Here is a 14,208-nt window from a genome sequence, read left to right on the forward strand (position 1 = left end):
GCCGAGCACGGGGCCGGCTCGGTCACCGCCCTGGCCCCCTCCTCGGCCGCCGCCGAGGTCCTCGGCGAGTCCCTGGGAGCACCGGCCGACAACGTGAGCATGTGGCTCACGCTGCGCCGCGCCCAGGCCGAGCGCGACAACCACCTGGACTTCCTGCGCCAGGCCGGAGCCTGGATCGACCAGGGCGGCCGAGTCGCCGACATCCGCGACTCCCTGGCCGCGGTTGATCCCAGCACCGCCGGCCTGCCTGACCGGAGGATTCGGGCCGCCATCGACGCCGCCCTGCACCGTATCGAGAACACCCCCATCCAGGAGGCGCGCCTGGAGGCAGGTGACCTCATCATCGTCGACGAGGCATCCATGGCCGCCACCCTGCCCCTACGCGAGATCGTCGCCCAGGCCGACGCCGCCGGCGCCAAGGTCCTGGCCGTCGGCGACCCCGACCAGCTCGCCGCCGTCGAGGCCGGCGGCGCCTTCGGCATGCTCATCGACTCCCACCCCGAGAACGTCCCCTCCCTGAAGACCATTCACCGGTTCGTCGACGACTGGCAGGGGCCGGCCTCACTGGCCCTGCGCGCCGGCGACCGCAGAGCGGTAGAGACCTACACCAACGCCGGGGCAGTGGCCTCCGGTACCCAGGACGAGGTCCTCGACCAGGTCCACGCCGCCTGGGCCGCCGAGACCGCCCAAGGGCGCACGAGCCTCATGGTCGCCGCCGACAACGCCACCGCCGCCGAGCTCGCCGCCCGAGCCCGCGCCGACCTCAAGGCCGCAGGCAGGGTCACCGGCCGGGAGGTCACCCTGGCCGACGGCAACCAAGCCTCAGCCGGAGACCTCATCGTCACCCGCAAGAACGCCCGCGCCCTGCGCTCGGGGCGCCACTGGGCCCACAACGGCGCCACCTGGCACGTCCAGGCCGTGTCCGCTGACGGTGCCATGCTCGTCACCCCCACGGCCGACCCGGCCGCGGAGGCGATCCACCTGCCCGCCGACTACGTCACCGCCCAGGTCGAGCTCGGCTACGCCACCACCATCCACCGCGCCCAGGGCCGCACCGTGGAAACCTGCCACGTCGTGGTAACCCCCGACATGGGCCGACAGACCCTCTACGTCGGCATGACCCGAGGCCGCACGTCGAACCTGGCCCACGTCATCACCGACGGCGCCCAGGCGGACGACGACCTCATGCCCCAGTCCGCCACCGAGCCGGCCCACATCCTCACCGACGTCCTGGCCCGCGACACCGCGCCCAAGACCGCCCGTGCGGCAGCCGACATCCACGCCGAGCGGGCCGAGACCGTCAAGCGCCTGGCCAACGAGTACACCACGATCGCGGCCGGGGACGCTGCCTGGGGCTGGCAGAGCGCCTTACCCCGGCTCCTGCCCGACCAGACCGACCGGCTGCTGGCCGACGACTACAGTGACGCCCTGGCCACGGAGCTGCGCCACGCCCACCACGCCGGCCTCGACGTGGGCACCGTGCTCCCCGCCCTGGCCGCCGCCAAGCCCCTCAACCAGGAGCACCCCGCCGCCGACCTCGCAGGTCGCGTGGCCAAGGCCCGCAAGGCCCACGACAACGCCGGTAGCCGGCGCCGGCTCATCGCCGGCCTCATCCCCGCCGCGCCGCCGTCAGCCGACCCCGACGTCGCCCGGGCTCTGGACGAGCGCGAGAAGCTCATCACCGCCCGCGCCAGCGCCGTCCTGCACCAGGCCCTGACCGAGAACCAGCCCTGGACGAAGGACCTCGGCCCCACCCCGGCCGACCCAAGGACGCGGGCCCAGTGGCTGGAACAGGCACGGACCGTGGCCGCCTACCGGGACAGGTACGGCATCATCGACCCGCCCGGCGGCCCCGTCACCGCCACGACCCACGACACCACCCTGGAGGCGACCCTGGGGCCGGTGGTCTCCCACACTGACCCCACCGTCATCGCCGACCGCCGCCGCGCCACCCAGGCCCTGCTCACCGCCCGCAAGCTCGCCACCCAGGCTCCCAGGCAGGCGCCGCCCGCACCCAGGCGCGTACCGACGGTGCCCACCATGACCCGCCGCCCCAGGCCCACGGTCAACGCGCCCCAGCCGCAGCCCAGACGGACCCAGGCGACCCGCAGGGACCAGGGGAGGGACCTATAGGCCGGGGTGGGCGCCCATGGCCTGGGCCGCCTCAAGGATCTCGCCGGCCGCCACCGGCGGCTCGGCCGGCGCGGGGTGCATGCGTCCGTCGGCGTCGACGATGACGCCCCACGGCTGGGAGGTGACGACCTCGGCGCTGTCGTCGACCACGACCACCGACCACGGTAGTGCGTACACGACCAGCCCCTGGTCGACCTCATCGTCCTCGGTGTTAAGCACCAGGCGCGCCCCGGCGTCAACCACGCCGGTTCCGGCCAGCGCCCTGAGTGTGCCCCCGTCGCACACCGCAGCGGTGCCGCCAGCCAGGACCGTCATGGATCCCGCGCCGGCAGCAACCCGCCCGCCGCCCTCGCAGCCGACCTGGCCCCAGGAGCGCACGATCGGGCCCGGGCCGGCCACGACAGCCATTGCCCCAGGAACGACGTCGACACGTGTCTCCTCAGGCACATACTCCACCAGCAGGCTCACGGCCTCGCTGGTGACCTCGATCCACTCCTGGCCTGCCTCGATCAGCTCATCGAGGACGGCCTGGCCAGGTGCGGGCACTCCCCGCCTGCGGGGCTCGGGTCTCTCGGGGAACGGCACCACGACCGCGTCCGGCTGGGCGTCGCCGGCGGCGCAGGTGACGCACCCGTCCTCATGCACGCTCTGCAGGGCCTTGCTGCGTCGAGCAGCCTCCGTTGGCAGCCAGGTCAGCATGAGCTCCTCCGTGTGGCCGCAGGGCCACAACACTGTCGCGCTCGTCCAGTCATCAGCGTGGCTGACTACGCGTCCGCCGCCGCGACGGCCGCCGCCCCCGCCTGAGCGCGGTAGGCGGTCATCGCCTCCTCCTGACGAGCCTGCCACTCCTTGCTGTCCTTACCCCCGGCTACGATGTCTAGCGCCCACGCCTGGGTGCGGGCGGGCACGTGACCACTGGCTGTGCACTGACCCGAGAAGCCCTCGCGCAGCAGATCACGAGCGAATACAAAGTTATGGTGCCACCCTATGAGAGCCTCACCCGACTGCACGGGGTGTGTCGCAATCAAATAGGAACGATATAGCGCGTCAAGGACCCGGATGGCCCACTCGTGCTTCTCCCAGCACGGGGGGACGCTGCCACCGTCCAGCTCGTAGTCACTGACCAGCCTGGCCACGAAGCCGCGGAGATCGCCGAGCTCTTCGAGCCTCTCCTCGGGGCTCAGCGTCGTCCAGTCGATCGTCTCTGCGAAGGGGATCCCCTCACCACCCGCGCCGCCACTGGTGTCCCACTGGACACTGTCGCCGCTGCTGCTGTCGTTCTCACTCATCGCCTTGTCCCTGTCGATCGTTGCTTCTGGAGTGTGTCTGTCTGATGCGCTCGATGATCGCCAGTGTCACCTGGCGCCTTTTACCTCTGGAGATGAGCCTCTGCCAGGCCCGTGAGGCGTCAATGGCCTGGTGCACCAGCTCATGGCAGGGCCGACACATGGCCATCAGGTCCTCGTGCCGCTCCCTGCCCATTCGGCTGTATGACAGGTGGTGCAGGTCCCCGTGGGACTGGCTCCACCTGGCGCCGCACAGGGCGCACACGATCCGCCCGTTGCGGCGCTGCTCCTCATACGCCCACCGTCGACGTCGACGGTGCCACCCGGGGGAGGCCAGCCATTCGGCGTAGCGCCTCCCGACCGCCACCCTGCCCGGGGTACGCAGCGGGCGCCTCCTGTGACGCATCCGGGAGTCCATCAACCCACCTCCAGGCTCATCGTGCGAGTGGGGGCCGGTGACCACTCCCGGCTGGCGGCCCCCACCTCAGGGGGGCTCAGCCTCGCGATCCTGTCGGGCCGGTAGCCAGCCCACTCCTGGTCGCCAGCGACCACCAGGGGCAGTTGACGTACCCCCAAGCGCTCGGCGACCTGCTGCGCCTCCCGGGCCGCCGCTGGGTCGCTCACGTCCCGGTAGGCGTAATCCACTCCCACAGCCTGCAGCTTGCGTCCAGTGGCCGTGCACTGCACGCAGTTCGCTCTGCCGTAGACGACGACGTCACTCATGTTCTCACCTCCCTACCGCTGCCTGGAACGAGTCCTCCTGCTGAGGCTCGTTGGGCCACTGCCCGTAGCTGGTTGGTGCCAGCTCCGGCGGCCGGTAGGGCTCGCCCACCGCCGCGGGCATCGAGGTCACTGCTGCGGGAGCCGGGTACCGGCGGCCCCGGTGCTTGCGGCGGGTGTCGATATCCATCAGGTCGATCACCGCCGCAGGCGCAGCGCCCTTGAACAGCAGGGCGCTGCCCTTGGACAAGGCGCGGACCTGGCCGACGGTGGCCACGTTCTCCCTGACCTCGCCCCACGACGACTGCCCCAGACCGGTGGACCCGGTTCGTCGCTCCACCGTGCGCTCACCGATACTGGCCACGACATTGCGTTGGGTCTCGGCGTCCATCGTCCCGCCCAGCAGCATCCGTGCTGTTGCCGCGGTCCAGATCGCCTGGGCGACGTCACGCCCGAACCGGGCGGCCAGCTGGGCGAGGGCCTGGATCGAGATGATCACCGTGATATTCGAGCCGCCGCCGGCGCTCATCATCGTCGACAAGCTCGGCAGCACGGCGATGTTCGCGATCTCATCGAGGCACAGCAACAGGCCCGGGCACAGTCGGTTGTTCTCCGAGCGGTTGGCCAGCTCCGTGGCCACGGCGTAGATGTCCTCGATCATGGCAGCCAGGAACGGGGCCGCCGAGTCATTGCTATCGCTGACGATGTAGAGGGTGCCCTTCTGGCGGATGAAGTCGGCGATGTCGAGCTCCATCCCCGGGGCGGGGGAGACCATCTCACGCACCTTGTGGTTCATCAACGGCTCACCGACGCAGGATTGGACAGTGGCCCAGATGTTGTCCACGGTGCGCTTGTCGCCGGACAGTTCTCCGTCAAGGCGGTCAGCCCATCCTTTCTCGGCCGCCGGCGAGGCGTTGAGGACCGCGACGGCGTCCCTGGCTCGTGCCGAGCTCTGAGTCCATCGGGCCAGCGCCTCAACGCCCTCTCCGGACAGGTCGGCAGCGTGCAGCAGCGGGGCCAGCACCAGGCGGGCGTGAGACTCCCAGAAGCCATCGCTTCCGCCGGTACCTTTTCCTGCGTTGGCGGCCAGGGCCGTGGCACGGCGCAGCGCCACCTCCGAGTCCTCGCACCCCCGGGTCAGGGACCAGCGCAGCTGCGCGCGAGCCAGGACCCGTCCGGCCTCACCGGTGGTGTTCAGCCCGCCGGGGGCGAAGACCGCGACCGGTCCGCCCAGTGCCTGGCGGTGCAGGACGGTACGGGCCGCCATCTCGGTCCTCACCGAGGTGCCCACCACCGCGCCGGTGAACTCCGCCAGGATCGCCTCCATGAGCATTCTCGACTTGGAGCTGCGTGAAGGCCCCTCGACCACCAACGAGTCCTCCTTGGGTAGGAAGGCGTTCACACCGCGGCACCTTCCTACCCGGTAGCCCAGTTCCCAGCAGGTGGGCCTCTCCAGGTCCGGGCGCAGCCAGACCATTTTCTCCAGCTGCCTGGCCCCGAAGTGCTGCACAGCCTGGTTCCTGGTGGCCATGCCCTTCTCGTGCCGGAGCTCGCCGCTGCGGCCGGCGCCGCCCAGCAGGCCCCGAGCGCTGGCCTGGCGCCACACCCACACGGCCGCGGCCACGACCGGAACCAGCAGGAGAAGCCACACCAGCCAGAACACGATCCCGTTCATTCCCTCGGCCGCCCACGCCCGCGCCGGCGCCACGAAAAGCACCGAGGCGATCGTCCCGCTGACCGGATCACGACCGACGCTGCAACCCCCGACCGTGCAGGCGGCGCCGGCGGCCACGCGGCCAGTCGCAGCCACGACCGTCACGGCCCCGGCGGCAAACAGGCCGAAGTTCAACATCCCGTCCGATCCACTGCTGATGCTCACTGTCTCTCTCCGATCGCTGAGTCCGTGTTCGTTAGCTCGGTCTCCCACCGTGTGCGCTGGTGAGCCACCAGGTAGGCCTGCTTGCCGACCTGCCACAGGCCGCTGCCGATAGCCAGGTTCTCCACCGCCTTCAAGCTGGTGCTGCTCAGACCCAGAACCCGCTGAGTATTCGCCAGCTGGTCAGACTCCTGCCGATAGACCACCCGTGTGGAGGTGTCCGCCAGCAGGCCCTCGGCCACGGCCCGCTGCTTGGAACCCAGTGACCCGACCGCGTCGAGGTCACTGATGCGGTGCAAAGCGATGATGTTGCGCAGCCCCCATGCACGAACCAGCTTGAAGTTCGAGCGCATCCGCTCCAGCAACTGCGGGAAGCTCATCAGCTCATGAGACTCCTCGTAGACCACGTTGCGCTGACCCAGATCGTCACCGCGTAAGGAAGCCTCAAACCAGCTACCCGTGCAGGCCATGATCAAAGACATGGCCTGAGAGCCTCGCGTGAAGTTCTCCAGGTTGATCGACATCATTGGCGCTGCCGGATCGAAGGCGATCGTCGACGGCCCGTCAAACAGGCCCCTGAGCTTTCCTCTCGTCAACTCCTGGAGGGCGAAACCGACCTCCCTTCCGACACGGACAAGGTCCTCGCGGTCCCGGAACCCTTCAGCCTCCTCAACCGGGGTGCTGGGGTTGAAGACCTCCTCCGCAACCGTGGGAATGATCGGGCTGCCGCCGTGTCGAGCCGATGCCGCCTCCAGGGCGACCCTGAGCGAGGCCTTCTCCGCCTGCAGCAGGTCCTTCCCCATCAAGGTGGACACCAGCGCCTCCATCAGGTCGAGGCGCTGGTTATCCACCATGGTGCGCCACTGCTCGTCGCTCACCGTCCTGCCCTCCTGATCCCGGTGCGGGCGCCGGCCGGCGTCCAACGGGTTGAGACGGGCCCGCGAGGTGCCACCAAGCGTGATCACCGAACCACCGACCGCCTGAACAATATTGGTCCACTCACCCTTGGGGTCACCGGGAATGAACGTGCGGCGCCCGAAGACCAGGTCGCGTAGCGCCATGCACTTCATGAGTGAGGACTTCCCAGTTCCGATCCCCCCGAGGACCGCCATGTTCGTATTGCTTAGAATCCCCTTGCGGTAGTCCACGAAGGGATCGAAGCAAAACGGTGAGCGGCCGAACTTGTCAGTCCCGATCAGCACTCCTTCTCCTCCTCGGTTGGCCGGCGCCAGGAACGGGTACTGCACGCGAGCCTTGTTAGAGGTGATCCGAGTGGTACTCACGTACGCCGGGATCACTGACCGGCCCATCCGGTCGCCGGCCTCCCCCTCAGCGGGCAGGGACTCGCCCTCCCACAGGGCGTCCTCCTCCTTCTTCTGTCGGCGCCGGCTCTCCCGCTCCTTGCTGCTGATCTTGTGGAACAGCTGCCGCTCAGCCCTGCTTGCAGCCCGTCGCTGACGGAGTGTCCGCCGCCCAACAACGAGGGTTCCCACCTTCACACCCATGATCAGCGCACCCCCAGCCCCAGTGGAAGGACGGCGGCCTCGAAGAGCTCATCCTGCTGAGCGATGACCGTACGTGGATCAGCCATGACCGCTCGGGCGGCACCACGTACGTCCTCCACGCCCTTGGCGAGAGCCTCCTTAGTCGGGGCCGACACAGTCAGCAGGACTGCGTGGTCGAAGTCGACGAACCCGCGGTTGAGGTCGGCCAGGTGCTCGACGGCCTGGGCGTGGTCAGTCTGATTAACAACCGTCGATCCTCTTCCCAGCCGACGGCGGTCATCGTGAGCCTCCACCTCGCGGCTGCCCTCTCTTTGGGCGTCCTTGACAGCCTTACTGCTGGGCACAGGGCTGTAGATGAACGAGGCTGTCACCACGATCCCTGACACCAGGAGGACCTTTTCAAGGAACCCAATCGCTGATTTTTCACGGGACCACTTGGCGATCCGCATCACCTTGTGGAACCCCGAGTCGGTACGAACCTGGGTCCAGTCCGGGTCAACTGCCATTGGGCCCGCGTCCTCCAGGTCCTCGACCTGCTCAGGGTGGGCCTGGAGCCGCGTCGCCGCGGCCGGGTCGTAGGCGCACCGGACAATAGTCGCCAGGTCGTCCTTGGTGAGCCAGCCCCGCAGCGTCAGGCCCGCGGAGTCCAGCTGCTGCTCCAGGGTGCTCATGCGCTGGCGCATCAGTGCTGCGGCCCCGGTCTTTCCGCCACCGTAGGCCCTCACGGACTTCTTAACCTTCTCCAGGTCAAGCACGATCGTGATCGTGGCCTCGTGGCGCTCCATGAACGTCCCTGACCACGCCAGCAGCTCCCGGTAGGAGGCCTGAACCGGATGGTCCAGGTTCATCTGCGCCCGGTTCTGCGCCCAGTAGCGGTGTATGTCCGCGCCGACGTCTGCAGTTGAGCGTGTTCTGACCTGGATGCGTTTGATGCCCTCAGTCGAGCCCACGACCGACAGCAGCCGTCCGTAGCCGTTGCCCTTGGCGTTCTGGTCGGCGGTCTCATCGAGCAGGAACGAGCTGCCCGTCACCGCCGCCGTCACGGCAAGCGTCCTCTTCCGACGATCGAGCACCATGACCGCGCCGGAGACCTCGTCGACAAGCATCTCCAGGCGCGCCCGGTTGCCAGGAAGGCCGAGTGTGCCCTCCGGCCGGGTCCGCCACACCTTCGCCCGATACTGGTGCTGACCGGTCGTGCGCCGGATCAGGTACGACACGCCGATCGGTAGCCAGTCGATCGCACGCCCGTCGATGTACGCAACGGGCCACAGTCCCAGGACCAGCAGCGGAAGCCATACCGGCCCCGTGATAGCGAGTCCACGGAACCCCCCGAACACGGGGGTGGCGAAGACGGCCACGCCCACGCCCGCCGTCACGCACATCACCGCCCGGAACGACAACCCCAGGAACACGCCCGACGAGCTGCGACGCGGAATGACTTCCGCTGCTGGCGCCGCCATCAGAAGAGTCCCATACTCGCGAAGAAGGCGACGGCATGGGGTGCTGCACCGATGAGCGCCGCCCCCGCGAAGGCTGAGATGATCCCCGCCTTCCCCAGTTGCGTGGAACGTCCGTGGTCCCACACGTGCCCGCCGGCCAACGCGAGCGAGGAAGCAATCAGCAACGCCGCCACGAGGATCAGTCCCACGGCCTGCCACCCTCCGGCAGCGTTCTTGAGGCTGTCCATGAATGGGAAGAACGTCCAGTTGGGGCTGATGCCTGGGTCGTAATTATTCATACGACCCCCCTTTCTGTGATGAAGGGGCCCAGTTGCCCCTTTCACCCTTTAACCGTGCCCACCACCGCCACGCGCCCTCCTCTCACCACCAGTCACGGTGGCAAAAGGAGGGCGCGTGGGTCCTCTCAGTCGGATGGCTTAGGACAGGTCCTTGATCACCTCCGCGATCAGCGCGGGAAGGTTCCCCGCCACAGCGGCCCCTGCACAGGAGCCGATCACCGCCCAGCGCCCTCTACGGGCGATGGGCCCGGACGCAACCGCCCACAGCACCCCGCCGCTGATCACCCCGATCACGCAGGCGACCAGCACCAGGGCCTGCAGGCCGCCAAGGGTGTCCATAAAGCTGGTCAAGTAACCCCACACCGACGTGTCTGGTGTCACTACTCGCATCGTCACACCTCCTCCCAGTAGCGGTCATCCAGCATGAACGCATCGGCGCCGACCGGCTCGTCGGCGCCGCCAGGGACGGCGAACACCGCGGTGTCAGTGTCATCCTCCGGTGGGCGGTAGCCCTGGCCACCCGGCCCGTAGCTGCTGTACCCCGAGCCGCCGGGGCTGTTGTAGCCGTAGAGCGAGCTCGACGAGTAGCCCGTGGACGGGGGTGGTGGGGGAGCCGGGTTGTATCCGTAGCCGGACGGTGGCGCACTAGCCACGGAACCGACCGAACCACCACCGAGACCAGCAGCACCGGAACCGGGTGCAGGGGCGGGAGCTGGCGCAATAGCAGGCGGAGGCGGCGCAGCGAATCCACCGGCGCCCCCGGCCACCGGACCTCCGCCCATCGAGGGCGCACCCTCCACCGGAGCGCCGGCCACCTGGCCGACTGAACCACCACCGGACGCACCACCACCAGCGCTGGAGGAACCCGCTGCAGGGGTGGGAGAGACCCCTCCGCCTGCACCACCGTCCGCAGCAGTGCTGGAAACCGAGTCACCCATCGAGGCGGCACCGCCCGTGGTACCCCCCGCTGTAGTGCCTCCGCCCATCGAGGGCGCACCCTCCACCGGAGCGCCGGCCACCTGGCCGACCGACCCCCCACCGGACGCACCGCTACCGGCCCCGCCGGCACCGGCTGAACCGCCAGTCGTGGCTGCCCCGCCTCCTGAGGAAGAGGCTGCTGTCCCACCCGAGCTACCGGCTGCCCCGGCCCCAGCCCCGGCGCCGGCGGCTGCGCTGGCTCCGCCCGTGGCCACGGCCGCCGCAGCGGCCGCCGCCTTGGCCTTCTGCTGGTCCTGCTCTGCCTGGCCCTGCTGCTCACCGCCGGCCTGAGCCTCAGACCCTCCGGCGTCGCCAGCAGCACCGCCTGCATCGGTGGAGCCGTGAGCACCCTGGGAGGCCGCCTTCTTGACAGTGTCACCGACCGGCCCGCCCTCAGTGGGGGAGGAGGCGGCGCTGACAACCGACTTGACCGTGTCGCCCACGACGCCTGCGCCGGCCACGACCGCCCCACGCATCTGGGAGATCATTGACGCCACCGCGTCCTCCCCCAGGAAGGAGAAGAGCTTGAAGAACACCCACGGACAGCTCAACCCGCCCAGCATCGCAGCCGCGCTGGTCGCCATCTGTGACAGCGCCGCAGTGATCGAGTCCGCCTTGTCGATCTCGGCCAGCCCCAGGAAACCCAGGCCCAGGACGATCACGATCCCGAAGGGTGCCACCAGCAGTGCCATCAGCCACCCCAGCACGGTCCTGGGCCAGGCCCTGGTCTCATCAGCCGCCAGGCCGGAGTACGCCACCGGAATCACCACTGCCGCAGCCTGAAGGAACAGGCCCCGCAGCACCATCACGAACAGCAGCACGATCGCGAAAAACACCGTGAACAGGCAGAAGAACCCGAATCCGATCATCATCGCCGCCGCAGCCATCATCGCAGATCCCGGGGAGATCCCCGCCAGGGCAAGGAACGTGTCCGAGGAGAAGATGTCCGTGATCTTCTGCGACAGCGCCTCAACGTCCAGACCCAGCCAGGAGACCATCGCCTCCCTCATCCCGTCGACCCCGGTCGTGAGGCCAACCAGGATCGGCAGGGTCACCATCGACGCGGCGGTGGCAACCACCGCACCACCGGCGGCGCGACGCACACCCGACAGGCCCCGGGCCTGGATCGCTGATTTCGCCAGCGTCCAGAAGGCCAGCACGATCGTAATCAGGATCCCGAACGCGAACGTGCGACCGGTCCAGGTGTAGATGTAGTCCGCGCCCAGGTCCGGGGACCCCAGGCCGAAGACAATGGCCAGCACCGACGTGATGACCCAGGCCGCGGCCCTCCCCAGCATGTCCCCGATCCAGACCGTGCTGGTCTCCAGCACGTCCTTGATCCACTTGCTGTCGCTGGACGAGCTCGACGAGCCGGCGTTGGGATCGTTCGGATTGGCGCCCTCCGCCACCTTCTTGGCGACGTCATCAGCGACCTCCTGACCGTCCTTCAGCTTGTTCTTAATCCCCCCGGAGATCCCGGTGCCCTTGTCCTTGAGCTCGCTCCCACCGTCCTTAGCGTGCCCACAGATCTTGTCACTCAGATCATCTTTGCCTGTACGACACCCGTCCCCGTCATCGGCCGGGGCCGGGGACGCCTCCCCGCCCGGGTCCGGATTCGGATCCGGGTTCGGCGGGTCAACCGGCATAACCACCCCGGCCACCGGGCCCGCCTCAACCGGGACAGCAGGTGCCGCCCCGGCCACCGGAGACAGGACACCCACGGCAATCAGGACCATCAGCGCTACCCGCCCCGTCAACCGCGCATACCTCGAAAGACACCTCATCACGCGACCCCGCTACTCACCAGGTGGATCACCGCAGTCACCAGGACACACACGCTCGCGCCCAGCAGCCCGCGGGCTATCCATTCCAATCTGCCCAGGATCATGCGGACCCACCTCCCACGATCCCAACCAGCTCGCACGCCCCGTCATTCACCGTCGGGTCACAACGAACGATCATGCTCAAGGCAGTCTCCGTGGTCCGTACGAACCCGGCGACGTCGTAAACCTGCTGGGTAGTGGTCTTGACCCTGGCTGTCGTCGTCAGCGCGTGCAGTGTCGACCGGTTGTTGACCACACTGAGGTAGACCTCGTTGCCGACATCGTTCCGCAGCGCGGAGTTATCGGTGTCGGTCACCCCGAGGACGTCGACCTCGTCGCGCTCACGAGCCTCGATCTGATACGCCAAATAATCGGGACTCACCGAGTCAGTGACTGCCTGGCGCAAGACCTTGTGCTTCTCAGCCCCCAAAGGGCCGTCCTCGCCAGTCATCCCCGCCAGCCAAGAACTCGTGATCCTGGTGGCCTCAGCACCTGGATCCTGGGGGTGGACGGTGGAGTAGTCATACCCCACCGCCCCCTGGACACTCAGGGCGAAGACCCGAGGGTCCGTGGTCCTCGCGAACGGCGACTCACCCAGACGCGGCAGGTCAGCACCGAAGTCGACCCCCGTGGTGGATGTCACGAACCCCGAGTCCCCGGGGGCAGCCGACACCGTCGCCGGCGCCGACGCACCGGGCGACACCGTCGGCCCGGGCCCTTTCGCCCCGACAGGCGAGGGCAGGCGGTCGGTGTTGGCTCCCAGCACCACCATGGCCACGACCATGACCACCACCAGGGCGACCACGCCCCCGGCCACCATCAGGAACCGGATGAGCCTACGCGCCCGGCTCCACTTCCACGACCACCAGTCAGATGCCTTCCTAAACACTCTTCCTTCTCCCTTACTCAAACATGGATTCCTGTACACAAATGTCTCTGCCTATATCCGGGCGCCGGCTCACAGGCCCGGGACCCGGATATAGGTCGGGGCCCCGTAGACAGCCATCTCGCGCACCCCCTCAGCGGGGGTCTGGGCGCCGATCATTCGACCGCCGCCCGTGTAGATGGCGACGTGCCCTGGCCACCACAACAGGTCGCCGGGCTGGGCCTGATCGGCTGAGATATGCTCACCGGCCATCAGCTGCGAGCCGCTGGAGTGCTCCAGCTGAATGCCGGCCTGCTCATAGGCCTTCATCGTCAGGCCCGAGCAGTCAAAGGCGTCCGGGCCCTCAGCGGCCCACACGTACGCCTTGCCGACCTGGGCCTGGGCGTAGGCGATGATCGCTGCCCGACCACCGCTGACCCCAGCGACACCCATCGCCCCCTGCTGGCCGGCCTCCTTCCCGATCGGCCCGCACTCCACCCCCGCCAGGGCAGACATCAGCGACGCCGCCGTCGGCTCCCACTTGTCATACGCCGTTGGGGTGGCTGAGCGCTGCACGCTCTGCGCCGCCTGACCCGGAGGCATGGACTCCCAGCCCTCGACGCCCTTGAGTCGCTCGTAGAACGTCGCCGCCGACTTCGACGGCGTCATAATCTCCTCCACCGTCCCCCACCCCATCGAGGGGCGCTGTTGAAATAGGCCCACGGAGTCGTGGTCGGCCCCGGTGCCCTCGTGAGCCAGGTCCATCGAGCCGGGCACCCCAGGGTTGGCCAGGTTCCGCAAAGTGGACTCCTGCAGGGCGGTCATCAGAGCGATTTTCTGACCCTGCGCCCCGACCCCCGAGGAGTTACCGGCCGCGATAATCGCGGCCGCATTGTTCAGCTGCTCCTGACTAAACGTCGTAGTACCGCCCTGACCGTTAGAGGCCTCGACCTGTGTCTGCCCGACCCGGCACGCCATCCCCGTCCCCATCGCCCCACGAGGCACGTGAAAAAATAAGGACACATAGATCCCGGCCCCTAACAGAGGCCCTGCCACCAGGGCCACCACCAGCCCCATCAGCAGCGCCGCAACCAGCCACTTCGAGCCAGAACCCGACTCCGACTCAGCCTCCAGTTCACTCACCTCACCAGCCCCCTCCTTTCCGTACCCGGCCACTAGAACCCATCTCAGGTCCCTCATTCACCCTTTAACCGTGCCCACCACCGCCACGCGCCCTCGGCCGGGTGTCGCCGTTACCAGACAGTCCGCCGGCGCGGGCCTGGC

General features: G+C 68.5%; 13 protein-coding genes. 1 reads left to right on the plus strand and 12 read right to left on the minus strand.

Annotated features, from left to right (window positions below):
* Window positions 1-2,133: AAA family ATPase (locus RWR81_RS09825; RefSeq protein ID WP_314457313.1), on the plus strand; the 2,133-nt coding region annotated here is incomplete at its 5' end.
* Here the strand turns inward: RWR81_RS09825 and RWR81_RS09830 are convergent.
* The 12 genes from RWR81_RS09830 to RWR81_RS09885 all read right to left on the minus strand — a co-directional run bounded on the left by RWR81_RS09830 (window position 2,128) and on the right by RWR81_RS09885 (window position 14,067).
* Complete coding sequence (locus tag RWR81_RS09830; protein ID WP_314457315.1) at window positions 2,128-2,832, minus strand: hypothetical protein; 705 nt, start codon at window positions 2,830-2,832, stop codon at window positions 2,128-2,130. The genes RWR81_RS09825 and RWR81_RS09830 overlap by 6 nt on opposite strands.
* 65 nt (window positions 2,833-2,897) lie before the next feature.
* On the minus strand, window positions 2,898-3,422 hold the full coding sequence (locus RWR81_RS09835) for a hypothetical protein (RefSeq protein ID WP_314457317.1): 525 nt from the start codon (window positions 3,420-3,422) through the stop codon (window positions 2,898-2,900).
* Window positions 3,415-3,825 (minus strand): hypothetical protein, encoded by a 411-nt coding sequence (locus RWR81_RS09840; protein ID WP_314457319.1) that lies wholly within the window; start codon window positions 3,823-3,825, stop codon window positions 3,415-3,417. The genes RWR81_RS09835 and RWR81_RS09840 overlap by 8 nt, the downstream gene beginning before the upstream one ends.
* An 11-nt stretch (window positions 3,826-3,836) precedes the next feature.
* Window positions 3,837-4,142 carry a glutaredoxin family protein gene (locus RWR81_RS09845; RefSeq protein WP_314457321.1) on the minus strand — a complete coding sequence of 102 codons (306 nt, stop codon included), beginning with the start codon at window positions 4,140-4,142 and terminating at the stop codon, window positions 3,837-3,839.
* A 4-nt stretch (window positions 4,143-4,146) separates the two neighbouring features.
* A complete protein-coding gene (locus RWR81_RS09850) occupies window positions 4,147-6,018 on the minus strand; it encodes a TraM recognition domain-containing protein (RefSeq protein ID WP_314457323.1) in 1,872 nt (623 codons plus the stop codon).
* Window positions 6,015-7,514 carry an ATP-binding protein gene (locus RWR81_RS09855; protein WP_314457325.1) on the minus strand — a complete coding sequence of 500 codons (1,500 nt, stop codon included), beginning with the start codon at window positions 7,512-7,514 and terminating at the stop codon, window positions 6,015-6,017. The genes RWR81_RS09850 and RWR81_RS09855 overlap by 4 nt, the downstream gene beginning before the upstream one ends.
* Window positions 7,515-7,522: 8 nt before the next feature.
* Entirely contained in the window at window positions 7,523-8,980 is a 1,458-nt protein-coding gene (locus tag RWR81_RS09860; protein ID WP_314457326.1) for an SCO6880 family protein, read from the minus strand.
* Window positions 8,980-9,258: a hypothetical protein gene (locus RWR81_RS09865; protein ID WP_314457328.1), complete on the minus strand. Its 279-nt coding sequence runs from the start codon at window positions 9,256-9,258 to the stop codon at window positions 8,980-8,982. Before RWR81_RS09865 ends, RWR81_RS09860 begins: the two co-directional genes overlap by 1 nt.
* Window positions 9,259-9,396: 138 nt before the next feature.
* Window positions 9,397-9,639, minus strand: a complete 243-nt coding sequence (locus tag RWR81_RS09870; protein ID WP_314457331.1) for a hypothetical protein — start codon at window positions 9,637-9,639, stop codon at window positions 9,397-9,399.
* 11 nt (window positions 9,640-9,650) lie between these two features.
* Window positions 9,651-11,972: a hypothetical protein gene (locus RWR81_RS09875; RefSeq protein ID WP_314457333.1), complete on the minus strand. Its 2,322-nt coding sequence runs from the start codon at window positions 11,970-11,972 to the stop codon at window positions 9,651-9,653.
* 148 nt (window positions 11,973-12,120) lie between these two features.
* Entirely contained in the window at window positions 12,121-12,948 is an 828-nt protein-coding gene (locus RWR81_RS09880) for a hypothetical protein (protein WP_314457335.1), read from the minus strand.
* Between the two features lie 69 nt (window positions 12,949-13,017).
* Window positions 13,018-14,067, minus strand: coding sequence for a C40 family peptidase (locus tag RWR81_RS09885; protein ID WP_314457336.1), 1,050 nt, complete (start codon window positions 14,065-14,067; stop codon window positions 13,018-13,020).
* Window positions 14,068-14,208: the final 141 nt, after the last annotated feature.

The organism is uncultured Actinomyces sp., assembly GCF_963526355.1.
Lineage (GTDB): Bacteria > Actinomycetota > Actinomycetes > Actinomycetales > Actinomycetaceae > Actinomyces.

Bases quoted from the DNA above. Each gene is read 5' to 3' on its own strand.
- RWR81_RS09845 (WP_314457321.1), bottom strand. From the start codon at position 4,142: ATGAGTGACGTCGTCGTCTACGGCAGAGCGAACTGCGTGCAGTGCACG.
- RWR81_RS09840 (WP_314457319.1), bottom strand. From the start codon at position 3,825: ATGCGTCACAGGAGGCGCCCGCTGCGTACCCCGGGCAGGGTGGCGGTC.
- RWR81_RS09860 (WP_314457326.1), bottom strand. From the start codon at position 8,980: ATGGCGGCGCCAGCAGCGGAAGTCATTCCGCGTCGCAGCTCGTCGGGC.
- RWR81_RS09875 (WP_314457333.1), bottom strand. From the start codon at position 11,972: ATGGTCCTGATTGCCGTGGGTGTCCTGTCTCCGGTGGCCGGGGCGGCA.
- RWR81_RS09830 (WP_314457315.1), bottom strand. From the start codon at position 2,832: ATGCTGACCTGGCTGCCAACGGAGGCTGCTCGACGCAGCAAGGCCCTG.
- RWR81_RS09865 (WP_314457328.1), bottom strand. From the start codon at position 9,258: ATGAATAATTACGACCCAGGCATCAGCCCCAACTGGACGTTCTTCCCA.
- RWR81_RS09835 (WP_314457317.1), bottom strand. From the start codon at position 3,422: ATGAGTGAGAACGACAGCAGCAGCGGCGACAGTGTCCAGTGGGACACC.